The organism is Corynebacterium kroppenstedtii DSM 44385, from assembly GCF_000023145.1.
Lineage (GTDB): Bacteria > Actinomycetota > Actinomycetes > Mycobacteriales > Mycobacteriaceae > Corynebacterium > Corynebacterium kroppenstedtii.
Map to the genome: position 1 here is coordinate 2,367,361 of NC_012704.1, position 25,300 is coordinate 2,392,660.

At 58.7% G+C, this 25,300-nt stretch carries 24 protein-coding genes and 1 pseudogene; 16 read left to right on the plus strand and 9 right to left on the minus strand.

The features are described 5' to 3' along the window. Positions 1 to 61 precede the first annotated feature (61 nt). The 6 genes and pseudogenes from wzm (at position 62) to efeB (ending at position 6,889) form a co-directional block, all read left to right on the plus strand. Positions 62 to 910: a galactan export ABC transporter permease subunit Wzm/RfbD gene (gene wzm / locus CKROP_RS10025; protein ID WP_148209768.1), complete on the plus strand. Its 849-nt coding sequence runs from the start codon at positions 62 to 64 to the stop codon at positions 908 to 910. A gap of 111 nt (positions 911 to 1,021) precedes the next feature. Beyond that, the gene (gene wzt, locus CKROP_RS10030; protein WP_012732633.1) at positions 1,022 to 1,888 is read left to right on the plus strand and encodes a galactan export ABC transporter ATP-binding subunit Wzt/RfbE; all 867 of its coding nucleotides are present in this window, start codon (positions 1,022 to 1,024) and stop codon (positions 1,886 to 1,888) included. 115 nt (positions 1,889 to 2,003) lie between these two features. Further along, complete coding sequence (gene glfT1 / locus CKROP_RS10035) at positions 2,004 to 2,936, plus strand: galactofuranosyltransferase GlfT1 (protein WP_041628948.1); 933 nt, start codon at positions 2,004 to 2,006, stop codon at positions 2,934 to 2,936. Positions 2,937 to 3,127: 191 nt separating this feature from the next. Then, positions 3,128 to 3,937: pseudogene (gene efeU, locus CKROP_RS10040) on the plus strand (iron uptake transporter permease EfeU); the annotation flags it as partial. 51 nt (positions 3,938 to 3,988) lie between these two features. After that, positions 3,989 to 5,329 carry an iron uptake system protein EfeO gene (efeO, locus tag CKROP_RS10045; protein ID WP_012732636.1) on the plus strand — a complete coding sequence of 447 codons (1,341 nt, stop codon included), beginning with the start codon at positions 3,989 to 3,991 and terminating at the stop codon, positions 5,327 to 5,329. 99 nt (positions 5,330 to 5,428) lie between these two features. Beyond that, on the plus strand, positions 5,429 to 6,889 hold the full coding sequence (efeB, locus tag CKROP_RS10050; RefSeq protein ID WP_012732637.1) for an iron uptake transporter deferrochelatase/peroxidase subunit: 1,461 nt from the start codon (positions 5,429 to 5,431) through the stop codon (positions 6,887 to 6,889). 39 nt (positions 6,890 to 6,928) lie between these two features. Here efeB and CKROP_RS10055 read toward each other — a convergent pair whose 3' ends face one another. From CKROP_RS10055 to CKROP_RS10065, 3 genes are all read right to left on the minus strand, one after another. Further along, positions 6,929 to 7,282 carry a metal-sensitive transcriptional regulator gene (locus CKROP_RS10055; RefSeq protein ID WP_012732638.1) on the minus strand — a complete coding sequence of 118 codons (354 nt, stop codon included), beginning with the start codon at positions 7,280 to 7,282 and terminating at the stop codon, positions 6,929 to 6,931. After that, positions 7,279 to 9,612, minus strand: coding sequence for a heavy metal translocating P-type ATPase (locus tag CKROP_RS10060; protein ID WP_148209769.1), 2,334 nt, complete (start codon positions 9,610 to 9,612; stop codon positions 7,279 to 7,281). The genes CKROP_RS10055 and CKROP_RS10060 overlap by 4 nt, the downstream gene beginning before the upstream one ends. 137 nt (positions 9,613 to 9,749) lie before the next feature. Further along, positions 9,750 to 10,019 (minus strand): heavy-metal-associated domain-containing protein, encoded by a 270-nt coding sequence (locus tag CKROP_RS10065; RefSeq protein ID WP_012732640.1) that lies wholly within the window; start codon positions 10,017 to 10,019, stop codon positions 9,750 to 9,752. Between the two features lie 206 nt (positions 10,020 to 10,225). Here CKROP_RS10065 and CKROP_RS10070 point away from each other — a divergent pair, with 206 nt between their 5' ends. Continuing rightward, positions 10,226 to 11,710, plus strand: a complete 1,485-nt coding sequence (locus tag CKROP_RS10070) for a TIGR01777 family oxidoreductase (protein ID WP_041628949.1) — start codon at positions 10,226 to 10,228, stop codon at positions 11,708 to 11,710. Between the two features lie 35 nt (positions 11,711 to 11,745). Here the strand turns inward: CKROP_RS10070 and CKROP_RS10075 are convergent, their stop codons facing one another. From CKROP_RS10075 to CKROP_RS10085, 3 genes are all read right to left on the minus strand, one after another. After that, positions 11,746 to 12,357: a GtrA family protein gene (locus CKROP_RS10075; protein ID WP_012732642.1), complete on the minus strand. Its 612-nt coding sequence runs from the start codon at positions 12,355 to 12,357 to the stop codon at positions 11,746 to 11,748. Between the two features lie 120 nt (positions 12,358 to 12,477). Next, positions 12,478 to 13,578 (minus strand): pentapeptide repeat-containing protein, encoded by a 1,101-nt coding sequence (locus CKROP_RS10975; protein ID WP_012732643.1) that lies wholly within the window; start codon positions 13,576 to 13,578, stop codon positions 12,478 to 12,480. Positions 13,579 to 13,652: 74 nt separating this feature from the next. Beyond that, positions 13,653 to 14,339, minus strand: coding sequence for a hypothetical protein (locus CKROP_RS10085; RefSeq protein ID WP_012732644.1), 687 nt, complete (start codon positions 14,337 to 14,339; stop codon positions 13,653 to 13,655). A gap of 371 nt (positions 14,340 to 14,710) precedes the next feature. Here CKROP_RS10085 and CKROP_RS10090 point away from each other — a divergent pair, with 371 nt between their 5' ends. From CKROP_RS10090 to CKROP_RS11605, 4 genes are all read left to right on the plus strand, one after another. After that, the gene (locus CKROP_RS10090) at positions 14,711 to 15,349 is read left to right on the plus strand and encodes an SDR family oxidoreductase (RefSeq protein ID WP_012732645.1); all 639 of its coding nucleotides are present in this window, start codon (positions 14,711 to 14,713) and stop codon (positions 15,347 to 15,349) included. 97 nt (positions 15,350 to 15,446) lie between these two features. Further along, complete coding sequence (locus tag CKROP_RS10095) at positions 15,447 to 16,349, plus strand: alpha/beta hydrolase (protein WP_012732646.1); 903 nt, start codon at positions 15,447 to 15,449, stop codon at positions 16,347 to 16,349. Between the two features lie 340 nt (positions 16,350 to 16,689). Next, positions 16,690 to 17,061, plus strand: coding sequence for an alpha/beta hydrolase (locus tag CKROP_RS11600; RefSeq protein WP_202795509.1), 372 nt, complete (start codon positions 16,690 to 16,692; stop codon positions 17,059 to 17,061). Further along, positions 17,058 to 17,321, plus strand: coding sequence for an alpha/beta hydrolase (locus tag CKROP_RS11605; RefSeq protein ID WP_202795510.1), 264 nt, complete (start codon positions 17,058 to 17,060; stop codon positions 17,319 to 17,321). Before CKROP_RS11600 ends, CKROP_RS11605 begins: the two co-directional genes overlap by 4 nt. 51 nt (positions 17,322 to 17,372) lie before the next feature. Here CKROP_RS11605 and CKROP_RS11385 read toward each other — a convergent pair whose 3' ends face one another. Together CKROP_RS11385 and CKROP_RS11785 are read right to left on the minus strand one after the other, a co-directional pair. After that, positions 17,373 to 18,017 carry a hypothetical protein gene (locus tag CKROP_RS11385; protein ID WP_148209694.1) on the minus strand — a complete coding sequence of 215 codons (645 nt, stop codon included), beginning with the start codon at positions 18,015 to 18,017 and terminating at the stop codon, positions 17,373 to 17,375. A gap of 255 nt (positions 18,018 to 18,272) precedes the next feature. Beyond that, on the minus strand, positions 18,273 to 18,662 hold the full coding sequence (locus CKROP_RS11785; RefSeq protein ID WP_052292429.1) for a TetR/AcrR family transcriptional regulator: 390 nt from the start codon (positions 18,660 to 18,662) through the stop codon (positions 18,273 to 18,275). Positions 18,663 to 18,691: 29 nt separating this feature from the next. Between CKROP_RS11785 and CKROP_RS10115 the strand changes: the two genes are divergently transcribed. From CKROP_RS10115 to dprE2, 5 genes are all read left to right on the plus strand, one after another. Next, complete coding sequence (locus CKROP_RS10115) at positions 18,692 to 19,966, plus strand: esterase-like activity of phytase family protein (RefSeq protein ID WP_012732649.1); 1,275 nt, start codon at positions 18,692 to 18,694, stop codon at positions 19,964 to 19,966. A gap of 40 nt (positions 19,967 to 20,006) precedes the next feature. Then, entirely contained in the window at positions 20,007 to 20,594 is a 588-nt protein-coding gene (locus tag CKROP_RS10120; protein WP_041628950.1) for a DJ-1/PfpI family protein, read from the plus strand. 121 nt (positions 20,595 to 20,715) lie between these two features. Next, complete coding sequence (locus tag CKROP_RS10125; protein ID WP_012732651.1) at positions 20,716 to 20,952, plus strand: hypothetical protein; 237 nt, start codon at positions 20,716 to 20,718, stop codon at positions 20,950 to 20,952. A gap of 214 nt (positions 20,953 to 21,166) precedes the next feature. Further along, a complete protein-coding gene (gene dprE1, locus CKROP_RS10130) occupies positions 21,167 to 22,600 on the plus strand; it encodes a decaprenylphosphoryl-beta-D-ribose oxidase (protein WP_012732652.1) in 1,434 nt (477 codons plus the stop codon). A gap of 91 nt (positions 22,601 to 22,691) precedes the next feature. Next, positions 22,692 to 23,453 carry a decaprenylphospho-beta-D-erythro-pentofuranosid-2-ulose 2-reductase gene (dprE2, locus tag CKROP_RS10135; RefSeq protein ID WP_012732653.1) on the plus strand — a complete coding sequence of 254 codons (762 nt, stop codon included), beginning with the start codon at positions 22,692 to 22,694 and terminating at the stop codon, positions 23,451 to 23,453. Between the two features lie 56 nt (positions 23,454 to 23,509). Here dprE2 and CKROP_RS10140 read toward each other — a convergent pair whose 3' ends face one another. After that, positions 23,510 to 25,165 (minus strand): alpha-keto acid decarboxylase family protein, encoded by a 1,656-nt coding sequence (locus CKROP_RS10140; RefSeq protein ID WP_012732654.1) that lies wholly within the window; start codon positions 25,163 to 25,165, stop codon positions 23,510 to 23,512. Positions 25,166 to 25,300 lie beyond the last annotated feature (135 nt).

Genomic DNA, 25,300 nt, shown 5'->3' on the forward strand with positions numbered 1-25,300 from the left:
GGGTTCCGATGAAGCCGGGGGAATTGCGCTTCACCGAGCCCCTCAGGCCGACATCGATCGGATGATTAAAGAGCCCACCAGCTCTATACCGCCGTCGCAATCGCAGACCCTCCGAGCAGCATGGATGGACCTTGTTCGGGGCTTCCAGTCGTACGAGCTGTGGTTGTCGCTGGGGATGCAAGACATCAAACAGCGCTACCGTCGCTCAGTCCTTGGCCCACTGTGGATCACGATCGCGACTGGTGTCATGGCCTTAGCGCTCGGATTGCTCTATTCATTGCTGTTCAACATTCCGCTGCATGATTTCCTCCCGCACGTGACCGTCGGGCTCATCATCTGGGGTTTTATCTCCGGATGCGTGATCGAGGGGGCGCAAACATTCATCGCGAATGAGGGGTTAATTAAGCAGCTACCAGCGTCGTTATCGGTTCACGTCTACCGGTTAGTGTGGCGACAGTTCCTCTTTTTGCTGCACAACCTCGTGATCTATGTTCTGCTGATGATCATTTTCCCGCGTCCGCTGGGGTGGGATTGGTTCCTCTCCATCCCCGCGCTGGCGCTGATCGTCATTAATGGTGTGTGGGTTGGCATGTTCTTCGGGATTATCTCGACCCGCTTCCGTGATATTGCGCCACTTCTCGAATCGCTCATTCAGCTGGCGTTTTATGTCACGCCGATCGTGTGGACGATGCAAACATTGCGCGATCGTGGCGGTGCCGCCGGTGAGCGCGCCCGCATTGCCGAGCTCAACCCCCTCATGCACTACCTCGAAATCGTCCGCGGCCCGCTCACCGGTGTTCCGGTCATGTGGTACAGCTGGGTGATCGTCGGTCTGTGTACCGTCGTTGGCCTGCTCATCACGACGATTGCGATGCGGCAATGGCGTGGCCGCGTGAGCTACTGGGTGTAAACGCGATGTCCGATACACACATAGCCGCCTCCGCGGTACAGGCGGTTGGTCCCGCCACGGTTACCTCCGCGGTACACACAACGGATCATGGGGACAGGAGAAGCCACAATCATGGTCAGTATTGATACCTACAATGCGTGCGTCGATTTCCCCATTTTCGACGCCAAATCACGCTCGCTGAAGAAAGCGTTCCTCGGAGCTGCCGGCGGAGCCATCGGCCGGAACGCCGACAACGTCGTCGTTGTGGAAGCGCTAAAAAACGTCAACCTCCACCTTCAGGACGGCGACCGCGTGGGGCTCGTCGGCCATAATGGTGCTGGTAAGTCCACACTGCTGCGCTTGCTGTCGGGGATCTACGAACCCACCCGCGGGTCTGCGGAGGTTCGCGGGCGCGTGGCCCCGGTGTTTGACCTGGGCGTCGGCATGGACCCCGAGATCTCCGGCTACGAAAACATCATTATTCGCGGCCTTTTCCTGGGGCAGACGCGCAAGAAAATGCAGGCCAAGATGGATGAGATCGCCGAGTTCACCGAGCTAGGCGACTACCTCGACATGCCGCTGCGCACCTATTCCACCGGTATGCGCGTGCGCCTCGCACTCGGGGTCGTGACGTCCATCGAACCAGAAATTCTTCTTCTCGACGAGGGCATCGGCGCTGTTGACGCCGCGTTCATGGCGAAAGCACGTGACCGGCTCCGCGACATGGTGGAACGCTCCGGGATTTTGGTGTTCGCCTCCCACTCGGACGAATTCCTGGCGCAATTGTGTACATCCGCGTTGTGGGTGGACCATGGGGAAATACGCCAGGCTGGGCAGGTGGACGATATCGTCGAACAATACGAAGGGCCCGAAGCCGCTGAACAGGTGCGTCACGTGATGCGCGATATGGCCATTGAACACGCGCAGAAGAACGGTAGCGTGCCGGTGTCTAACGTGAAGACCTCCGAGCAGAGCCCGTCGTCGGAAACTGCCCTATAACGCGTTCCTTATAACCCGTTATCCGGCGCCCAATTCCGCAGGCTTTTAGCGGGTTATTTCGCAGGTTATTGTGCAGCCTGTCCTTGCCCACGCGGGCATGTGCGATACTAACCGCATGCCTCTTTCTTCGTCGGACCGCATTGCCGCTGTCATCGTGACGCATAAACGCCGTGACCTGCTGGCTAACTCGCTGCACATTGTCGCAAGCCAAACCCTGGCACCGGAGTGGGTTGTCGTGGTGGATAACGGCAATGAGCCCGAAGTCAAAGACCTCGTAGAGAGCGTCTGCGCCGACAGCCCGACCTCGCCGACGCCCGTCTACCTCCCCTCGCGGCACAACCTCGGCGGAGCCGGTGGTTTCGCCTACGGATTCTTGACTGCACTCGCCCTCGGTGCCGACGCTATCTTCTGCGCCGACGACGACGGCCGGCCGGAAAACACCGAGGTTCTGGCCACATTAATGCGTGTTGCGGAACAGCACGGGCTTGAGGAAGTCAGCCCCGTGGTTGCCGGGATTGAGAACCCCGACCAGCTGGCGTTTCCAGTTCGCCTACCCGGCACCGTCGAATGGAAACGGAAGCGGAGCGAGCTGGAAGGTACCGAGAACGGCACATTCATCCCCGGCATCGCATCGCTGTTTAACGGAGCGTTGTTCAGCGCGAATGCCGTCGACCAGCTGGGAGTACCCGACCTTCGCCTGTTTATCCGTGGCGACGAGGTTGAATACAACCGTCGGCTCAACCGGTCCGGCCTCCCTTATGGGACGACCCTGGAGGCCGCCTACCTGCACCCAACAGGGGCGGACGAGTTCAAACCCATTTTCTTCGGGAAAATGCACACGCAGTATCCCGATAACGAGAACAAGCGGTATTTCACGTACCGCAACCGTGGTTATCTGATGAACCAGCCCGGCATGAGGAAACTTATACCCCAGGAATATGCGCGTTTCGCCTGGTTCTTCCTTATCCAGCGGAAAGATCCCAAAGGTTTTGCCTCCTGGTTGAAGCTTCACCGCCAGGGGCGTCATGAGCGCTTCACTCGCCCTTAGCGCAGAGGGCGGGGGTGCATAGCCCCCTCTTCATTCTTTAAGCATTGTCTGACCTATCTTGTCCGAGTACATTAACCATGCACGGACAGAAAAGGAACGTCATGCTTATTGCGAATCTCCTGCTTGCTCTCCGAGAAGGCTTTGAGGCAACCCTTATAGTGGGAATCCTTTTCGCCTAACTTAAAAAAGCTGGCCGGCAAGATGTCTACCCCAAACTATGGCTAGGTATCGGTCTTGCAGCCCTGGTACCCCTATCATTCGGCGCCATCCTGACGTGGGGACCGAAAACACTCACCTTCCAGGCACAAGAGATCATCGGCGGAGGCCTCTCCCTTGTCGCGGTAGCTCTGGTCACCTGGATGATTTTTTGGATGGGGAAGAACTCCCGCCAGATGAAAGGTGAACTCGAGGGCTCCATGGCGAGAACCCTCGGCGAACACGAATCCGGCTGGGGCGTCGTATGGATCGCCGTCCTCGCCGTCGGCCGCGAAGGCATGGAAACCGCGCTGTTCATCTGGGCCACCGTGAGGTCGTCGATCGAAAACAACGTGGCGGCCACCACGACGGGCGTCGTGCTCGGGCTGATTATCGCCATCATTCTCGGGTGGGCAGTGTACAAAGGTGCAGCTCGCATCAACATGCGTATGTTCTTCGCAGTCACCGGCATTTTCCTCATTTTCGTCGCCGCTGGTATTTGCTCCTACGGCATCGGAGACCTCCAAGAAGCCGGGGTCATTCCGGGCGTCATGAACCACGCATGGAATATTTCCCACCTCCTGCCCGAAAACACGTCCCCGCTGTACTGGATTTATGTGGTGGGGCAAGCGATGTTCCAAATCAACGTGCAGCCCACCGTCGCGCAAGTTATTGCCTGGTGGGTGTACCTGGTGCCTGTCCTCGTGCTGTTCATCCTGCAGATCAGGGGCAAGGTTTTCGCTCCTTCAGCGCCTTCAACCTCTTCAGCCTCAGCGCGGTCTGCAGCACCTGCCACCGACAAATAGCCCTGTTCCCTCACCGTTCACTGTTCCCCCGTTCCCCGAGAGAAAGCCATCATGACATCTCACTCGCGCTCCCCACGCATCATCGCCGCGACCATCGCATCCGTCGCCACCGCTCTCACGCTCGGCGCGTGCACGGATAATCCCCAGAACTCGTCCAGCGATGACAACACCAAAGCCGACCAGACCATCCAGGTCACCATCACCGACGATTCGTGCGAACTGTCCACGTCGGAAGTCCCGTCGGGCGTCGTCAAGTTTGAAATCACTAATAACGGCACAAAGCCCAACGAGCTCGAGATTCTGGCCGAAAACAAACTCCAGATTGAATCAGAGCAAGAAAACATTGGCCCCGGAACCACAGCAAACCTGACGACCGCGTTGAAGCAGGGGTCGTACCACACGGCGTGCAAGCCGAACATGGTTGGCGATTTTGTCGGGCTCAAGGATTTCACGGTCACCAAGGGCAAAGAAGTCACACTCACTGACGACGAAAAAGAGGCTGAGGACCGGGCGATCACGAACTACACCGCGTATGTGAAGGACCAGGTCGGGCAGCTGCTCACCGGGACGCAGGCGTTTACCGAGGCCTACACCAGCGGGGATACCGAGAAGGCCAAGCAACTGTTCCCGCTCGCCCGCGCGAATTATGAGCGCATCGAGCCCACCGCGGAGTCCTTCGGTATCAAGGAAGCGGGCGACCTCGACACCGCGCTCGATGCCCGCATCCAGGACCTCGCCGCGGACGCTGGCAAAGATGTCACCGATAAAGACGTACTCAAGAAGTGGACCGGCTGGCACCGCATCGAGGCTGACCTGTGGGGCGGGGATGACTTCCACTTCGCCAATGACGAGGACCGGAAGAAGGCCGCTGACCAGCTCAATGAGGACACGAAGAAGCTGTATGACCTTGTCTACGGCAACCTTGAGGGAACCGACGGCAAGTTCAAACTGGACCTTTCCGACGTCGTTGACGGCGCATCCAGCTTGATGGAGGAAGTGGCCACCTCGAAGATCGTCGGGGAAGAGGACACGTTCTCGCACACCGACCTCTACGACTTCAAAGCGAATGTTGAGGGTGCCACGGTTGCCTACGGCAACGTCGCTGACCTGGTGAAGAAGAAGGACGCGGACCTGGACAAGAAGATCACCCGCGCGTTCGACAAGGTCAATAAGCTTATCGACGACCAGAAGACCGGCGAGGTTACTGGCCTGGGCGACGAATTCGATGGCGACCCGACATACAAGCCGTATGACGAGATCGCCACCGTTCAAAAGGACGCGGGCGAGGCGCCTAAGGAGTCGGATTACACTGACACACAGCGCGACTTCTCTGACGCGATCAAAGGTTTGTCTGAGCCATTGTCGCAGGTTGCGGGCACGATTCTGCACTAGCAGACGAGCGGGCGCGCCTGAGCGGGTGCCGCTCAGCGGGCGCATGTGAACGGGCGCGCATACCCCTGACAAGGGTTATAGGCACGTGATGAGGAGGAAATGGTGTCACCCCACAAGGACAACCCTGAGCGTGGTTCGAAACCGAACCGTGGTGGTCGCGAGGAATCGGGCCGCGATGTCGCCGGACAAGGCCGCGGTGACGTCGGGCCTGATAGTCCAGCGCATGAGCCGGCAGGTTCGACGGACGCATCAAGCGGCACGTCGAGCACGTCTGGCACCGAGGAACAGGGCCGTACGCGGGGTATTTCACGACGCCAACTCTTCACTACCGCCGGGTTTGCTGGCCTCGCCGGAATCGCCGGCGCGGGCATCGGCGGGTTAGCCGTCCATGCTGCGGAAAACAAGGACAAATCCGACCCAACCTCGCTCGTCTACCCGTTCCGCGGCGAGCACCAGCAGGGAATAACAACTCCTGCGCAAGACAACATGTACACCGCCGCGTTCGACATCACGACGGACGACGTCGACGACCTCAAGGACATGCTGACCTCGTGGACGTCGGCGTCGGAGCAAATGTGCGCAGGGGAGCTGATTGGTGGCGAGCCGAACGCCAACCCTAAGGCCGTCCCGAGGGACACTGGCGAGGCGTGGAATTACCCCGTCGGCGGTTTGACCATTACTTTTGGCTTCGGGAAGGGGCTTTTTGTCGACGACGACGGTAAGGATCGCTTTGGTCTGAAGGCGAAGATGCCGGATGTCATCAAGGAGGGGATGCCCAAGTTTGCCAATGAGGCGCTGCGTTCTGAGCAGAGCGATGGCGATCTTTTGGTGCAGGTGTGCTCCAATGATGCGCAGGTGTGCGTGCATGCGATCCGGAATCTGACGCGGATCGGTTTCGGCACTGTGCGGCTGCGGTGGGGGCAAATCGGGTACGGGCGGACGTCGTCGACCAGTACTGATCAGGACACTCCCCGGAACTTGTTTGGGTTTAAAGACGGCACTCAGAACATCAAGAGCGACGAAACCGATGCGCTGGATAAAGACGTGTGGGTGACGGATGGGTGGATGGCCGGCGGCAGTTACTTCGTCGCCCGGAAGATCCATATGTATCTCGAGGTGTGGGATCGCGTGATTTTGGAGGAGCAGGAGGATGTGATCGGGCGTGATAAGCGCTACGGTGCTCCCCTGTCTGTTGAGGACCCCTCCGATGATCACGAGTTTGACGACGTTGATTACACTGCCCGGCGCGGCGGGAAGCTGGCTGTACCAGCGGATTCTCATGTGGCTGTCGTTGCCCCGGAACACAACAAAGGCCATCGGATGCTTCGGCGTGGATACAACTACACCGATGGGAATGATTCCTTGGGCAGGTTGAACGCCGGATTGTTCTTTATTGCGTATTCGAAGGATCCGCGCAAGGGGTTCTATCCGATCTTGAAGAAAATGACGGAAAAGGACGCCATGACTGAGTACCTTCAGCACCAGGCGTCTGCTTTATTCGCTGTCCCTGGTGGGATTAGGGAGGGCGATTCGATGGTTGGCCAGCGACTATTTGAATAGACCGCGCCCGAGGAAACCCCAGGGGAACAACGCCAGGGGTTATGACTTCACTAACCGGGCGATGGCTTGTGATGCCTCGTGGAGTTTCTGTTCAGCTTCATCGCCACCGGCTTGGGCGGCATTGAGTACACAGTGATTGAGGTGGTCGTCGAGTAACCCCAGGCCAACCGCTTGCAGTGCCTTCGTGAGCGCGCTGATCTGCGTCAGGATGTCCACACAGTATTTCTCATCCTCGATCATTTTTGTGATCCCGCGCGCTTGCCCCTCAATTCGCTTCATCCGGTGAAGGTACCGCTCTTTTTCCGAGATATAGCCGTGGGGGGCGTGGGCCTCGTGGCACGCGTGGCATAGTTGCTGCTCAGCCGCGCTATCCATGGTTGATGAGGTTGTCATTTCGCCCGCTCCTCCTCGACAGTGTGTGCAGTGGCATTCCTATCAGTCTTATCAGCGTGAGTGCCGACGTTCCTATTAACGCTGGTGAACCTGCGCAACCGGAGGCTATTGCCCACGACAAACACGCTCGAGAACGCCATGGCCGCTCCCGCAATCATGGGGTTGAGAAGCCCCAGCGCTGCCACCGGAATAGCGGCGACGTTGTAGGCGAAGGCCCAGAACAAGTTGGTCTTAATGGTCGCGAGCGTCGCCCGGGAGAGGCGCACCGCATCAACGGCGCTGGTGAGGTCTCCGCGAACGAGTGTGATGTCGGCGGCTTCGATAGCGACGTCCGTACCGGTGCCCATAGCCAGACCAAGGTCTGCTTGAGCTAACGCCGGTGCATCGTTGACGCCATCGCCCACCATGGCCACGGTTTTCCCTTGGTCCTGAAGACCGCGGATGACCTGCACTTTGTCGGCGGGAAAAACGTCGGCTTTGACGTCGTCTATTCCTACTTCTTTGGCGATACGCTGGGCAACGACCTTGTTGTCGCCAGTCAGCAAGACGGGGTTGAGGCCGAGTCCTTTCAGCTGGCTTATTGCCGTGGCACTGGTGGGTTTCACAGTGTCTGCGACAACCAGAATCCCGCGTGCTTCACCGTCCCACGCAATGGCGACGGCGGTTTTCCCAGCGTGTTCAGCATCGTTCTTCGCGCGTCGGAGTTCATCGTCCAAAGGGACTCCGGCTTCATTGAGCAGGGATTCTTTACCGACGAGCACGTCGCGGCCGTCCACGACTGCCCGCACGCCACGGCCTTCCTTGTTCTGGAAGTCGGTGACCTCGTGGGCCTCGAGTCCCTTCGACTTCGCCGCCTGTGCGATAGCTTGTGCGATGGGGTGCTCGGATGAGTCTTCCACTGCGCCGGCGATGGCCAGGACTTCATCGTCGGATGAGGTGCTACCAGCATGAACACTGGTCAGCGCCATTGTTCCTGTGGTGACTGTGCCTGTTTTATCCAGCACAACAGTGTCAATGTTCCGGGTGGATTCCAGGACCTCCGGCCCCTTGATCAGTACACCCATCTGCGCACCGCGACCGGTACCAACCAGCAACGCTGTCGGCGTCGCCAGTCCCAAGGCGCAGGGGCACGCCACAACGAGGATCGCGACTGCGGCTGTCATGGAGGCAGCGAATCCGTGCCCCAATACGAGCCAGACGATGAGTGTGAGCAGGGCGATGCTAATCACAGTGGGGACGAAAACACCGGAGATACGGTCCGCTAAGCGCTGGACCTGGGCTTTCCCGGTTTGCGCGTCCTCGACCATGCGCGCCATCTGCGCCAACTGGGTATCGGACCCAACTCGGGTTGCACGAACTACGAGCCGCCCGCTGGTGTTCACCGTCGCACCAGTGACGTGGTCGCCAGAGCCAACTTCCGCGGGGACGGACTCTCCGGTGAGCATGGACTCGTCGATAGCCGAGGAGCCACTTACGATGTCGCCATCCGTCGCGATCTTTTCACCGGGCCGGACCACGAACATGTCTCCAACCTGGAGCTGTTCGACGGGAATCCGTTTTTCTTGGCCGTCGTCAAGAAGCGTGACTTCCTTGGCGCCCATATTAAGTAGCGCCCGAAGGGCAGCCCCGGACTCTCGCTTCGACTTCTTCTCGAAATAGCGTCCTGCCAGTATAAATAGCGTGACACCGGAGGCGACCTCTAAGTAGATATTGGCCGACGCGTCGGTATGCGAGGCCATCATGGTGAAGGTGTGCTTCAGTCCTGGTTCGCCGGCTTTGCCGAAGAACAGGGCGTACAACGACCACGCGAATGCCACCAGCGTGCCCATCGAAATGAGCGTATCCATGGTGGTCGCGCCGTGTTTAAGGTTCGTCCAGGCCGCTTTGTGGAAGGGAAGTGCTCCCCACACGATGACAGGCGCTGCCAACGTTAGGGACAGCCACTGCCAGTTTCGGAACTGCAGGGCAGGGATCATGGCCATAGCGATAACAGGGATCGCCAGCCATGCGGACACAATCAGGCGCTGCCGGAAGTTCGCCGTCTCTCGTTCAATCGGGCTTTCGCTCTGTGCAGATCCAGCGGCCCCGCTGCGTGGCGCGCGATCATCGTCGGCAGTGGAATCGTCGATGCTCTCATGAGCAGGCGTGGCGGGTTGGTCGAGCGCCGCTGTGTAGCCAGCTTTTTCCACTGTCTGGATAAGGTCATCAGCGGTCACGGTCGGTGGTGCTGTGACCTTGGCTTTTTCGGTCGCCAAGTTAACAGTGGCCTGCACTCCGTCGAGCTTGTTGAGCTTGCGTTCCACGCGGTTTGCGCACGATGCACAGGTCATTCCACCGATATCGAGTTCGATGACCGAACCCTCGGGTATGGTCACACCGTCGATGGCACCTTGTGATGTGGTGTCAGGACTTGTCGTCACTGATTGTGGCACTTCTCTCGCTTCCCTTTAGTGTGGCGGGTCAGTTTTTACAGGCGCGTGCCCGAGTAACCCGCTTCCTCCACTGCTTCAAGAACTTTCATGTCTTTAATGTCGTCATCCGAGCTGACGGTCAACATGCCAGTCTCAGCACTGACCTCATCGACGTGGACGCCAGGAATTTCGCTGACTTCGTCACGAACAGCGCGTTCGCAGTGGCTGCAGGACATGCCCGAAATCTTGTACTTACGTGTGGTCATCACGATCTCCTCGATATTGCTGTTATTGACCGACGTCCACGCGGGCACGTGGGCGATCACATACCCTCCTGGGGTATCCGATAGGTTCAACGCTATACCCCCCATGGGTATTCCGCAACGGCCGAGCTTTTACCGATTAACTCGCGACGGCCCTCGTCGTCGCGCGGGCCCCTCCCTCGTCGTACCGGCAACGCGTGTCCTGGGTTTCTGCAACAATGGGCCACACACCGTCCATAACCCAATCACCGAGGAGGACGAGCAGAATTATGACTATCGAATATTCACACACCGCACGCATCCCCTTCCCCCGTCGCGACGTCGTTAAGTATTACGAATCAGCTGGTGGCGCAGCACGTTTGTGCCCTGACTTTTCGACGACGCTCACGTCGGGCCCAAGCAAGGGGCTCGCGGAGGGCTCTGAAACTGAATTAGAAATGGGTTTGCCCTGGTTAGATGGCTTAGCGCCGGTCTCGACGACGGTGAAGTGGAAAGCGCGCCACACCGCGTACACGCCAGGCGAGTCGTTTACGGACACGATGGTGCAGGGGCCTCTGGATTCGTGGGAGCACACCCACACGTTTTCGGACGACACGTTTTCCGATTCCGGTGGTGGGTCCTCGCTTGTTCAGGATCAGGTGACCGCGGAGCTTCCGGGTAAGACGTCGGTTCTGGGTAAGAATTGGCTGGTCAAGCGGAAGATCGATAAGGAACTGGAGCGGACATTTGAATTCCGCACGCGCCAGATTGTGGCTGATCTGACTTTCCAGCAGCAGTTGCGTGACGCGGCCGAGAAGGGTGGGGGCGCTAACAAAGATGGGGCCATCGACCCGACTACCGCCCAGACATTTGTCATCGCGGGCGAAACAGGCCTGGTAGGGCAGGCAATTTCGGCGCTCCTCCGCTCGCTTGGTCACAATGTTGTCGCGTTGACGCGCAGTTCGCGCACCTCGCGGGTCCCCGGCGTGACATATAAGCGGTGGGATCCCAGCAAGGGTTCGCTTGATCCCTCCCTCCTGAAGGGTGCGTCGGCTGTGATCAATCTGGCCGGGACGTCGATCATGGGGCGCTTTACTGACGACCACAAGAAGTCGATCCTTGATTCGCGTATCGACGCCACTACAACTCTTGTCGACGCGATGAAAGAGGCCGCATCGGATGGCGGCCCAACAACGCTTATTAACGCGTCTGCCAGCGGATATTATGGTGCCGACGCGGGTACGGTCACGGAGGATTCGCCCGCCGGGGATGACTTCCTCGCCGACGTCTGCCAGCGCTGGGAAAGCGCCGCACTGAAGGCCGAAGAGGCTGGTATTCGTGTGGTTCTCGTCCGCACTGGCCTGGTGCTATCCGCCCGCGGAGGACTTCTGGGCGCGCAACTCCCGCTGTACCTCATGGGTGGAGGCGGTCCGCTGAACGGTGGTGAGATGTGGCAACCGTGGATTGGTATTGATGACCTTGCGCAGATCTACATTTGGTCCGCCTTTAACCCCGAGGTGTCGGGACCGATTAATGCGGCTGCTCCCAATGCTGTGAAGCAAAAGGAATTCGCATCCACGCTGGCGAAAGTTCTTCACCGCCCGTCCGTTATTCCGACTCCGCGTGTGGGGCCAGATGCGCTGATGGGTAAGGAGGGCGCAGATCAGCTCGCTCTCTCGTCGGTCAAGATGGAGCCCGAGGCGTTGGAGAAGAACGGGTACACGTTCCGCTTCACTGATTTAGAGGAGGCATTGCGCCACACGCTGGGGAAATGAGGTAAAGCCCGCTAGCCAGCCCCTTGAGCGGCCCCCTAGTTGGTTTTGAAAATGACCCACCGCTGGACAACGAAGTTCACGGCGGTGGCCACTCCCTGACCAATGACATACCCGACGGTACCGGCGATAAACGCGCTGGCCCCGGCGTTAAGCAAGAGGTGGTTCACCGACACCGCTAGCCCCCACTGCACGGCGAACATCAGTGCGTAAAGAGACATCGTTTGTAGGAACTTCTTTGCCGACGGTTCCGCCTCGAAAGTCCAGCGTCGGTTGATGATGTAGGCCGTGATGGTGCCGAAGATGAAGCCAATGGCCTTTGCCAGCGGGTATGACTGCCCAAACGCATGCTGAATGATCATGGTCAGGCCGTAGTCCACGACAGCGGAGATTCCGCCTGCGATCACGAATTTATAGAGGTGAGTGAGGACGCTCGCTCCCTGCGGAGCCGGTGCGTCGACGCCTGCGGTTCCGGGGGTGGCGGTGCCGGCTGATGCTGGGGCATCTGTGGCTGTGGCACCGCTCTCCGTCGCCGCATCAACGTCGTCCATCGCGGCACTCTCGGCAGCTAATGCCCCCGATAGGTTAGGTGTCAGCAGTTCCGGCTCGGCGTGATCATCGGTTGGGTGGTCAGGCTTGGTTTCACTCACGCCCTGGGAGCTTACTCTTCAACGCGCTTCGCGGTCCTCCCCCGGCTCGTGTCCGTTGCCCGCCGACTCGTCGCCGTCATAGTTAGGCCGGCCTGTTATACCTAATCCGCCTTCCGATACCTAGTCCGCGCGGATGATCGCGCGGCACAATTCAAGCCGTTCTAGCGAGGACAATCGCTTATCCCCCGTGAGCCCTATATGCTCAAAGGCCTGCAAAGTTTCGCTGGCCAGATGGTCAATTTCAGGAAGCTTCAGTTCCGACCCGTCGTCGGCTACCCAGCCGATCGCTTCCATCATCGTTTCAATAATGTCCGCTCGCAGAGGACCTTCAACCAGGGCAGCTTGGGCCATGATTTCAGCAACCGCCGCATCGCGGCCGGCCGGGTCTTTTTCTTTAGGGAGACATCGGCATAGCGCCAGCGTGTCCGCATCCACATTCGTTTCTCGGCCTAAGTCCAAGGCCTGGAGCAGCGGAATGAAGTCAAAGATGCCACTTCGTTCGATGGCCGAGCGGATGATGGGTTTCGTCGCGTGCAAAATGTGCTGCGTCGTCGCCGCACCCGTTAGCTCTGCATTGATGCTGTCTAAATCAGCGTGCTCGTCTCCACCGACACACAACGCGTCGGGAGTCCCGTGGTCGCGTAAATAGCACTCGGCAACGTCGATATGAAAGTGCAGGTCATCGGGGGCATCGGCGTTCTTATCGACGCTCCCCTCGCCGGCGTTAACATCCTCACTGCTCCCCTCGCCGGCGTTTGCGTCCCCGGTGCTCGCTTCGCCGGCGTTCGTGCCTCCAGTATTCGCATCCGTATCCGAGCGTTGGCGGCGGGTCACATCGAGCGTGTCGCCGGGGGCGTTGAGCAGCTCATACAGCGACTGGTCACCAACGACGGACTCGCGTTCTCCCTCTACCCCGTCGCCCCCATGAACTGTCCATTCTGCGTCACCATCACACCCGAAGCACGTGTCCAGCACGGTGAAGAAATCTGCGACGTGGAGAGCGTCGTTAATCCCGATAATTCGGTACTGAGGGCCATCGCCACCGCTTTGGTGAACGGAGAGCACCAGGCTGGCGGCTTCCCGCGCGACAGGTTCATTCCCATCGAGGACGGGTTCGCGTTGGCTCTGAGAAAAATGGCTACCGTCACCGCCGCGCGCGCGACTGGCATAGTCGCTCAGTTCGATGACGTTGTCATCGTCGCGGGCGGTGTTTGTGCTCATAAAACCCAGGGTAGACACAAATCCCGGGGCTGGTGCGCCAATTGTTCCCTACTTTGGGTTCGTCGGGCCGCCTGCTAGCCTTCAGTTGTGCGCGTGACCAGGGGAATCGGCTGTGGCTCCTTGCTGCCAAAGTGCTGCAAATAATCGGTGGCTTTGGCCCGGCGCTGGGCATCGATGCCGTTCCAGGTGTCCACTAACCTCCGAATTCCCTCCGCCCAGGCCCAGCACTCTTTGGCCAGCGGGTTGTCGACGCCGAGCGCGTCCGCGGCATCATAAGCAGGTTCCACGTCTGCGACGTCGGGGTACGTTTGCCCCTTCAAGGTGCTCTTGCCGTCCGCTTTCCGCCGCGCATTTTCGTCCTTCAACGCCTCTTTATACGAGGTCACTGCTTCCTTGATCGCGGCGACGGTGTCATCAACATTGACGACGCTCCACGTCGCACTCCCCTTATCGGAGATCGCGCTTCCTTCGTCATCGGCTTCAATGGCGGCGAGTGCTTTTTCCCCGCTATCGGTCGCCACAACAGGGTGCCCGTCGATAAGCATGGGAAGAACGGATTGATCGAGTTTAGCTCCCGCCCAGGACAAATTATTCGTTTGACCAGGCTGGATGCTTGTTTTCCCCGTGCCGACGATCCACGCACCGACGAACTGCCCTGTTTTGGCTAGCGGGTCGGTGTCGATATGCCACACTGCGGTGGGCCCTTCACCGGCAACCACTGCGATGACGGGGTAGTTGCCGTCGGATTCAGCAGACGTCATGTGGTCCTCTTTCTTGGCTCTGTGTGCGTTACATACCGCGAGCCGTTGTGTGTCGCGAGTTATCGTCCGTACCACTCTATGACGTTGGCCGCTCGAGCACGGATTTCAGAGAGCGAAAATACTGCAGGTCGTTTTCTGTCAAAGCCCCCTGCGACGGAGAAACCCTTTGCGACGACGAAACCCCAGTCATCGGCGCTCTCCGTATGGTGGAGGGTCAACGGCTGGGGTTGATGCTGTTGATAATACAGCTCCTCGGACAGGCACTGTCAACCCCTGGATACCACTCGGAATCGTCGATACCCTCGAGCACAAAGACGTTGCAAAGTCAGCGTTGTTATGTCACAACAAAGCAAGACAACAAAGGAGTTAGCATGACCAACGTTATCGTTCTAGGCGCCAGCGGCCAGATCGCCCGCCACGCCATCCCCATGATCGCGGACCAGGCCGACCACGGGGATAGCCTCACACTGTTTGCCCGCAACGCTTCCAAAGTCGATGCTCCCGACGGGGCCCGCGCCGTCGAAGGTGATGTGCTCGACGCGGACGCTCTTGGTGCAGCGCTCGAGGGCCAGGACATTGTTTATGCCAACCTTGCAGGAAACCTCGACGAGCAGGCACGCGCACTTGTCGATGCCATGAAAACGGCCGGGGTCGCGCGTCTGATTTTCGTCGACGCGCTCGGAATTTACGATGAGCTGCCCGAGAAATTCAACACCTGGAACCGGGACGCCATCGGCGACGAGGCCCTGACCATTTACCGCCGTGCAGCGGACATTATTGAGGCCTCGGACCTGGACTACACGATCGTTCGCCCAGCGTGGCTGACTAATAAGGAGGAGACCGATTACGAGCTCACCCAGCGTGATGAGCAGTTCAAGGGAACCGAGGTGTCGCGCAAGGCCGTCGCTGCGTTCATCGCGTCCGTCGTCGCTGACCCAACCCAACACTCGCGCGCCAACGTCGGAATCGACAAGCCGGGTACCGACGGCGACAAGCCTGCCTGGTACTGAGAACCCCTGGTTGCGGATTCCGCCCGTCCTTATCATGGGTGGCGTAAGTCACTACCGACTCATTTCAAGAAAAGAAATTTCAAGGAAGGAACCTGTAATGCAGACTGACGTTAAGTTTTCCAGCGGAAACCAAACCATCGCGGGCACATTGTTCATTCCCGACGAGGCGCAGGGTGCAAGCCCCGCGATTGTCATTAGCCACCCATTCGGCAGTGTCCGCCAACAATCGCCGATCAATTACGCAACACGGCTGACCAAGGAAGGCTTCGTCACATTAACGTTCGACGCCGCCTACCAGGGAGAAAGCACCGGCGAACCTCGCCAGCTCGAAGACCCCTTCATTCGGGTTGAAAACATCAAGGACGCAGTTAGTTATCTGGCGACGCGTGAGGAGGTCGACGCCGATCGGATCGGTGCTCTCGGCATTTGCGCCTCCGGCGGGTTCGTACCGTTCGCGGCGTCCAGTGATATCCGGATCAAGGCGGTCGCCACTGTCAGCGGTGCCGATCTAGGTGACGTGTACAGGTCCCAGACCGAGACGCTGCCGAAACTCCTCAAAGCCTCAGCACAGGCTCGCACCGATCGTGCAGCGGGTAAGGACGTCGAAGCACAGCCGATGATCCCGATGACACAGGATCAGGCAAACGAGTACCCCGATCGTTCGATGTACAAGGAAGCCTACGACTATTACCGCACGGACCGTGCCAAAGATGACCGAGCACCGAATACCGTCGATCCGACGAGCTTCGACCGCATCGCCGTATTCGACGCCTACGGTTTCATCGATCAGATCTCGCCACGTCCATTGCTCATGATTGCCGGAAGTGACGCGGACACGCTGCCGTATTCGCAGAACTCGATTGAGAAGGCGCAAGAACCAAAGGAATTGTTCATTATCGACGGCGCGTCACACGTCGACCTCTACGACAAGCCCGAATACGTCGATCCGGCTGTCGCCAAGATGAGCTCCTTCTTTCATGAGAACCTCGCGACAAACTGATTATTTAACGAACTGATTCCTCAAGGCGAACTGACCCGCGACCTGTAAAGGAGCAAGCACGAGCAAAGACATCAACATCAAGACTCCCAACGGTTATGGCACAACACTCTCTGCAGTTATCAATTTCCCTCCAGAGTTCGATGCCTCACAGACCTATCCCGCCATCGTCGTTTCCCACCCCGGTGGTGGCGTGAAGGAGCAAACCGCAGGACTCTACGCCAAAAAAGTCGCCGAATACGAATTTGTCACCGTCGTCTACGATGCGTCCTTCCAGGGCGCCAGTTCTGGTTAACCCCGTCAGCTGGAGAATCCACATATCAGGACCGAGGATGTTAGCGCTGTGGTCGACTATCTCACCACTCTGGACTACGTCGATAACGAACGAATAGGTGCCATGGGAATTTGCGCCGGGGTTGGTTATACCGCCAACGCCGCGATCAATGACCCTCGAATCAAGGCCGTGGGCACCGTGAGCCTGATTAATATCGGTCAGATGTTCCGCAACGGGTGGGACGGATCAGTTACCGATGCCGAGGCGGCACCGATTCTCGAGCAGGCAGCACAGGCGCGGACCACTGATGCCGCTGGTCAGGATAATGGGTTCCCCCTGGCACCGATGAACGAGGACGATGCCCCCAATGAGGAGCTACGCCAGGCGTGGGAGTACTACCACACCCCCGCTGCGAGCATCCCAACGCTCGAGGTTGGATGACTACCCGTAGTCTGTCGCAGATCATCACATACGACGCCTTCCACAAGGCCGAGACTTATCTCGCTCAACCGCTGTTGATCGTTGCCGGGAGCGAAGCTGGGTCGAAGTGGATGAGCGATGATCTCTACGAACGAGCTGCCAGTACAGACAAATCCTTTCACGTAGTTGAAGGTGCGAATCACATGGATCTTTACGATGGCGAGAAAGAGGTGGCTGAGGCCGTCGATAATCTCGGGTCCTTCTTCAGCGACAAGCTCTAAGCCCCCAGGCTATAAGACCCCGGAGGGAATAGCACCGCAACCAGCGGAAACTTAGGCTAGCGCCTTCAACCTGGCGTCGAGGTTGGCGGTGCGCTTATCCTCGTTGAAGCTCAACGCAAAGCAGACAATACCGACAAGGATTCCGTACACCGTCCACGGTCGCGACTCAGTGATGTGCGCGCGGATGAACGCCAGTGCTTTTCTCCTGATGAAGCGGGAGAAATAAAACGATCCCACGAAGTAGCCCACCACGGCGCTGATAGCGAGACCCAATCGTGCCCATCCCCACGGGCTTGGGGCTCTATTTTCATCAATTTTCGACGGTGTGGCCTGCGGTAACTCGCTTTCCGACGGCGAAGTTCCCGCCCCCTCGGCGGCTTCCAGCCCAGGGTCCTCAGACACGGCGGCCTCAGGAGAATTATTATCCGTGTCTGCCGAGTCTTCCGACGACTCTGTCGTCATCCATATCACCGCGAACGCGGATCCTAGTATCCCTACCTTCGTAGCCACCCGGCGCGGCTTCGATTCAATACCACCTGAGGCGTACCAACCTCCGATCAGGGAAGATACCAATACTCGTTGGGCAAAGCCGGGCGCACCCCGTTTGTCCGGAGGCAGTGAGTCGATACGGTCTTTCGCTTCGCTGAGACGTCGTGTGGCTCCGTGGGGAAACTGATCTCTCCTGCTTAGGTGCATGGCCCCCAGACTAACAAGGCTTTACTCACTGCCTCCTTGTTTTTCTGCAACGGAATAAAGCTGCACAGTCAACCGATCGCCGACTAGCGCTGAGACCTGCCGTGCCACCGCACTAGGGTTCGCCACCTCTAAGCACACTAAAGCGTCCGTAATAACGTCGTGCAGATCCCTCGCCATCTATGCAGCAGATGATGCAAAGACCGCTTGCGTCCGGGACGCACGAATAAATTCGAGCACCACGATAGCTTCTACCTTTCAGGGTTCATCAACAGGAAGAACCTGTTCCAGAAGATCCTGTAGAGCATTTAATGCTTTTTCGCCCGTGAGTCCCCTTAGTTGTTCGACTGGATGATGTTCGAGGCGTCGGCCCATACGGTCTCCGGCTTCTTGGGCTGCCGCGGCAAGTAAATCCTCGTGGCCGCCGAAAAAGTGCCGTACTGACCCAATATTTAGGTCTGCTTCTGCCGCCACTTTTCTTTCGTACCGAGCCAACACCCGGGATGCCTCTTCCCTCGGCAGACCCCGCCTGTGTCCGTTTCCACGATGCAGTTTGGAAAGAAGGGTGTGGGGGCAAATGAACAACAACCAAACTTCCGGCGAACCTTCCGCAAATTCTGCAGCAGCATAGCTAGCGACCACCGTCACTACGCATACCACCTGTTTTCATAGTGGGTATGAAAATACGTATTCGTTCCAATCACAACCGGAGGATCACCCCTCTGATTGCTCCCCCACTTATTGTCACCACCCTCATTACCGGGTCCGCAGTTGCCATCTCCGCAACCCCAACCACCGCAGGTTCGGCTGTCCCATCTTCTAGCGCTCCAAGCCCTGGCGCGACAAACCAAACCCGTTATAACGGCATGTTCGACCTCGGCAAGGCGACTCAAGATCCTAGCGTCGGCGGATTATCCGGACTGACCTCTCTTGCTGATGGTTCCTATCTAGCCATCTCAGATGACAAAGGCGATCATGGCCCCACCCGCGCATACCGATTGAACATCGATAACAGTGGCCGGGCACAAGTCATCGGCCGGGTGGTTTTCACCAACCCAGATGGAAGTGCGTACAACCCTAAGGAATTCGACGCCGAAGAGATCCGCCAATTGCCCAATGGGCACCTGTTGTGGACGACAGAGGGTGGGTCACAAGGTGCAGAGAATCGTTCCCCCCTTATCATCGAATCCGATAGAACCGGACGTGAGATTCGCCGTATTCATCCTCCGCAGTACCACGTCCCCAGCCCTGAAGATGCGCCGGACACTAAAGAAGCTAAAGGCATAAGCCCCAATAAGGGGCCAGAAGGGATGACCATTTCTCCTGATGGAGAAACCATTTACACGATCAACGAAAACTCTCTGGCGCAGGATGGACCAAGCAATACTCCCCAGTCGGGATCCAAAACGCGACTAACCGTCTACAACACTGCGACAGGGAAGCCCAGCGCGGAATATGTGGTTGACGTAGATCCCACGTATGCCCCCGAAGCCGACCGCGGATATGCTTCCCTAGCTACGTCCCCGGATGGAAACCTTTACGCCCTACAACGCGGATATATCCCCAAACAAGGAAACCGCGCAGAGATCTACCGATTAGATGTAAAAGGAGCTACCAACGTTCTCGGCCGGGAACGCCTCAACGGTACCGAAGTAGCAATCAAGCGCGAGAAGGTCTTCGATTTCGTTGATTCGAAACTCGGTAATAGTGCACATCCGGGTGCCAGAGGCGTTCCGGAGTCTCCCGAAAACGTGGAAGGCATGACCTTCGCAGCCCCGCCAGCCGGAGCCCCGGCTACCAATTCCCTGTCCACTGGCTCCCGTTCCAACGGCCGAGGCACTGGAGTATCTAAAACGCCAGTGGGGGACAATCGTGTTTACCTCATCTCGGACAATAACTTCAGCGATTCGCAACGCACGGTAGTCCATTCCCTGGACATCGCTCCTCGCTAGTGGCCCGCCACCAGCGGATACTCAAAGGCACCTCGCGGTAATACTTTTTGACGGGTTCGAGTTGCTTGATGCGTTCGGCCCTATAGAGCTCTTCAGCGCAATCCCCGATGTAAAAATTCAACTGGTAGCTCAGCGAACTGGCGCCGTCCGAAGCGCTCAAGGCGTTGAAGTGATTGCAGAATTAGAGTACGGCGAGCTTAACGATCCCGATATCATCTTGGTCCCCGGAGGTATGGGAACACGGACGTTGGCTCGCGACAAATCGTTCTTGTCTTGGCTAACAGATATCGGAACCCGATCAGAGATAGTGGCATCAGTTTGCACGGAATCAGCACTGTTGGCCGCGGCTAGTCTCCTCGAAAGCCATCGAGCGACGAGCAACAAACTAGCTTTTGAATGGGCGTCCTCATTTGGCAACGATGTTTCTTGGGAGTATCAAGCGCGGTGGATCCACGACGGTTGTCGATGGACATCCTCGGGCGTTGCAGCCGGCATGGACATGGCCGCCGCGCTGATTGGACACCTGTTTGGGCAAGAGATTCAAACGGAAGTAACCAAGCGCGTTGAATACCAACCACAGACCGATAGCACTATCGATCCTTTTGCACGCTTCCAGGGCCCACGCTAAGCAACCGCTACGCGATTCGACCAGAGCGATGACGACCGAAAAGACCCCAGCGCAGCGTCGATAATGAAATCCCGGTCACAGCAACGCTGAAATTTCAGCGTCACCCCGTACACTAGAGGGCATGTTCGGACGAAAATCAGCGGCTGACAAAGCTGCGGCCGCTACCTATGAAGCTGCGGAACGCACCACAGTCCCGCTGGACGTGCCCATGACGCGGATGATGGCCGAAGAGCTACCGATCCTGGATAGTTCGTCCCGGCAACGGGTCAATGACCTGCTCAGGGAATATGATGGGCCGCTCATTACCAGCGTGGACATGTTGCCCGAAGAGATACGCGACATCATGAACCTCTACTAAACCCGCCTTTACCCGTCTTTCCAGTGTCGGCTCCCATCAAGTCGATACTCGCCTATCACTGCGACAGGCGTAAAACTATGGCGTAGAACTATACGGGTGGTAGCGCGGGAAGCTTTGTGGCCGCTCACGGCTCCAGCCGAGATCGCCACAGAGGCTCCCACGCTCGTGTGATCGCGCACAACCAATCTGACGTACCAAGGAGAAAGAGTTAGAAGTGAGCTCAACCACGACAGATCAACTACCGCTAGAGCACCGTCGTCTCACAGGGTGGGGGCGCACTCAGCCGGCTTCGAGTGAAGTCCTGTCCACGCCCGACCTGGACCTGATTGCCCGCGCAGTGCGGGAGGTTGCCGAGCAAAACGAGGACAAGCCCGACTACCTCAAGCGTGGCGTGATCGCCCGTGGTCTGGGCCGTTCCTACGGCGACCCGGCCCAGAACAGCGGTGGTCTTGTCGTCGACATGGCTGCGCTCAATGAAATCCACTCCATTGACCCGGACACGGCTATTGCCGACGTCGACGGTGGCGTCACCCTCGACCAACTCATGAAAGCCGCACTCCCCTACGGGCTGTGGGTTCCGGTGCTTCCCGGCACCCGGCAGGTCACCATCGGTGGAGCTATCGGCCCCGATATTCACGGCAAGAACCACCACTCCGCCGGTTCCTTCGGTAACCACGTCGCTTCCATGGAGCTTCTGGTTGCCGACGGCCGCATCCTGCACCTCGAGCCAGAGGGCAGCGCCGATGACCCCGATGGCGAACTCTTCTGGGCAACCGTCGGCGGCATGGGCCTCACCGGCATCATTGTGCGCGCACGCATCGCGATGACTCGTACCGAAACGGCCTACTTCATTGCCGACGGCGACATGACCGCGTCGCTGGACGAAACCATCGAATTCCACTCCGACGGTTCGGAGAAGAACTACACCTACTCATCGGCATGGTTCGACGCTATTTCTCCCGAACCGAAACTGGGCCGTGCCGCCATCTCCCGCGGATCCCTGGCCACTCTGGACCAGTTGAAGGAATACGCCCCCAAGCTGGCGAAAAAGCCGTTAAAGTTCAACGCACCCCAGCTGATGACCGTCCCGGACATCTTCCCGAACTTCACCATGAACAAGCTGACCATGATGTCCATCGGTGAGCTGTGGTGGCTGAAGTCCGGAACGTACCGCAACAAGGTGCAGAACCTGACGCAGTTCTACCAGCCGCTCGACCTCATCGGCGAGTGGAACCGCGGGTACGGCTCCAAGGGCTTCCTGCAGTACCAGTTCGTGGTCCCGCGCGAAGCTGTCGAACCTTTCAAAGAGATTGTCCGCGACATTCAGCGCTCCGGGCACTACTCCGCCCTCAACGTCTTCAAACTGTTCGGTGAAGGCAACCGCGCACCTCTCTCCTACCCGATGCCCGGCTGGAACGTCTGCGTCGACTTCCCCATCAAGCCCGGCCTCGGCGACTTCCTGGATGACTTGGACAAACGAGTCATGGAATTCGGTGGGCGCCTCTACCTAGCGAAGGAATCTCGCACCTCGGCCGAAAACTTCCACAAGATGTACCCCAAGATGGACAGCTGGCTGAAGACCCGCAACACCATCGACCCCAGCGGCGTGTTCGCCTCGGACATGTCCCGCCGTCTGGAACTGCACTAATCCGATCTGGTCAGTCCACACTCACTGCACGAATTGCATTACTCCGCCGGGTCCGGTGACGGGCTCGGCACACAGAAAGGGTCCTTTCTTTATGCTTAACGCCGTTGGGCACGCACAATCCATCCTTCTCCTCGGGGGAACGTCGGACATGGGCCTCGCCATCGTCGAGGAATTCCTCTCCCGAGGCTCCGCCACCGTCACCCTCGCAGCCAGGAAAAACAGCAAAGATCTCCCCGCCGCGATTGACCGAATGAAGAAAGCAGGGGCGTCCGAGGTACGCACCATCGACTTCGATGCTCTCGACACCGAGTCACACAAGGCCGTCATCGACGAGGCCTTCAGCCACGGCGATATCGACCTCGCCATCGTCGCATTCGGCATTTTGGGCGACCAAGAAGAATTGTGGCAGAACCAAGAAAAAGCGGTTCAAGCTGCAGAGATCAACTACACGGGCTCAGTGTCCGTCGGAGTTCTGCTCGGCCAAGCCATGAAGAAGCAGGGCCACGGGCAGATCGTGGCAATCTCCTCCGTCGCCGGTGAGGTCGTCCGACGCTCCAACTTCGTGTACGGCTCCACCAAGGCCGGGTTCGACGGCTTCTACCGCCAGCTGGGCGAGGCGCTGCGTGACAGTGGCGTCCGCGTCCTCGTTGTTCGCCCAGGCCAGGTGCGCACACAGATGACCGAAGGCCTTGACGACGCACCGCTGACCGTCAATAAAGAAGACGTTGCGGCCGCCGTCGCGAAAGCTGTCGACGACAACAAGTCCGTGATCTGGGTCCACCCGCTGTTCCGCTACGTCATGATGGCCCTGGCTCACATTCCTGCCGGTATCCTGCGGAAACTGCCTATCTAAGGGAAACTGGCGACGCAGGTCCCGGCGCGAACAACCGCGATCGGGCGTCAGAGCGATCACTTTGAGTTGGCGTCGTTAATGGCCTTCCCGATTTTCTTCAGCAACTTCGGGTAGTCCTTCGGCGCAGTGCAGACCTCGATAAGCACCAGCCGATCCTGGTTGTCCTGCGCCTTCTCAAAGGCGTCATTGAGCTCTGTGCGCGTGGTGGCCTTCAGCGTCACGACCTTGTCGTCGGTGCCGCCGAGAGCCTGGGGAATCACCCGCCAATCCCACGCCGTGATGTCGTTGTACTCGGCGTCCTCGCCGTGAATCGAGCGCTCCACCGCGTAGCCGTCGTTATTCACCACAATGACGACGCCGTTAACGCCTTCCCGCATCCAGGTGCCGAGCTCCTGGACTGTCAGCTGCGCGGAGCCGTCGCCAATAACAAGCACCGGACGACGCCCCGGGCAGGCGAGACCAGCGCCCATCGCGGCGGGAAGCGTGTATCCGATGGACCCCCATAGCGGCTGGCCAATGAAGGTCGTGTCCGCTGGGAAACGCATCTTCGCCAGGCCGAAGAAACTGGTGCCCTGATCAGCCACAACGATGTTTCCCTCGGTGAGCACCCCGGCCAAAGTCGGCCACACATCGTCCTGGACCAAGGGCCCATCAGCATCCGCCACCCAGTGGTGCGGCTCCGGTTCCGGGACCGCCCCCGGCGCGCGATCTGCAAATGACGGGGCGAGCTCGGCGAGTGCGTCCAGCGCATCAGCGATGTTCAGCGGCGCGAAGGTTTTATCGCCCACCTTCGCGTAATTAGTGGCGATATCCACACAGCGTGCCGGGTCGATCTTCTGGCTGAAGCTGGCCGTCGTCGTATCGGTAAAACGAACACCGGCCATGACCAGGCGATCCGCCCCCTCCACAGCTTTGCGAACGTCGGGCTCGGAAGCCGCGCCCGCATACACGCCCAAGAAGAACGGGTCTTCCTCGTTAACGAGCGTTTTGCCCCACATCAAGGTGGCATGAGGAATACCGCCGCTGAGCAGCCGGTTCAGGTTTTCTGTCGCACCCATCCGGTGAACCAGGAGATCCGCCAACACCGTCACATCGCGGCCCTCCAAGAATTCAGAGGCAGCCGCACGGAACTCCGCTAGAGCGCGGTCGGAGGTGTAGGAGCGGGCGCCACCCAGAGGAGACGAGGGCGGCTCAACCTCGACGCGGGCGACGTCGGTAGGCACCACAATGTATCCGGGCCGCCGATGCGTCTGCACCGCGCGGAGTACACGATCCACTTCGTCCACCGCATCCGCGGGAGTTAGATCGGCAACGGCGCAGGTTACCTCACTAGCCATGCGTCGGAAATGAGAAAAGTCACCATCACCGAGGCTGTGGTGCAGCAGACGTCGGGACGCCTGCGCATCCTTCGACGGGGCGCCGACAATGTGGACCACCGGCACGTTCTCCGAGAACGAACCGGCGATCGCGTTGATAGCCGAGAGCTCACCCACCCCGAATGTTGTGACGACGGCACCGATGCCGTTCATGCGCGCGTACCCGTCGGCCGCGTAGCCCGCGTTCAGCTCATTGGCGTTGCCGACCCAGTGCAACGCATCATGCCCCGTAATGTGATCCAGGAACTCCAGGTTGAAATCACCCGGGACCCCAAAAACATCCTTAATGTGCAGTTCAGCTAGGCGATCTGCAATGTAATCAGCAACCGTGTACATAGTTCTCCTTCGCATGGCTCGGTGGAGCCAGCATCGTATGGCGAGGGATTCATCACGTGTGCTCGGCATGGCGGGTTGGCCACGTGGACACGTGACGACATCGATGCCGCTGGGTTCGCGGCACCCCACCCATAC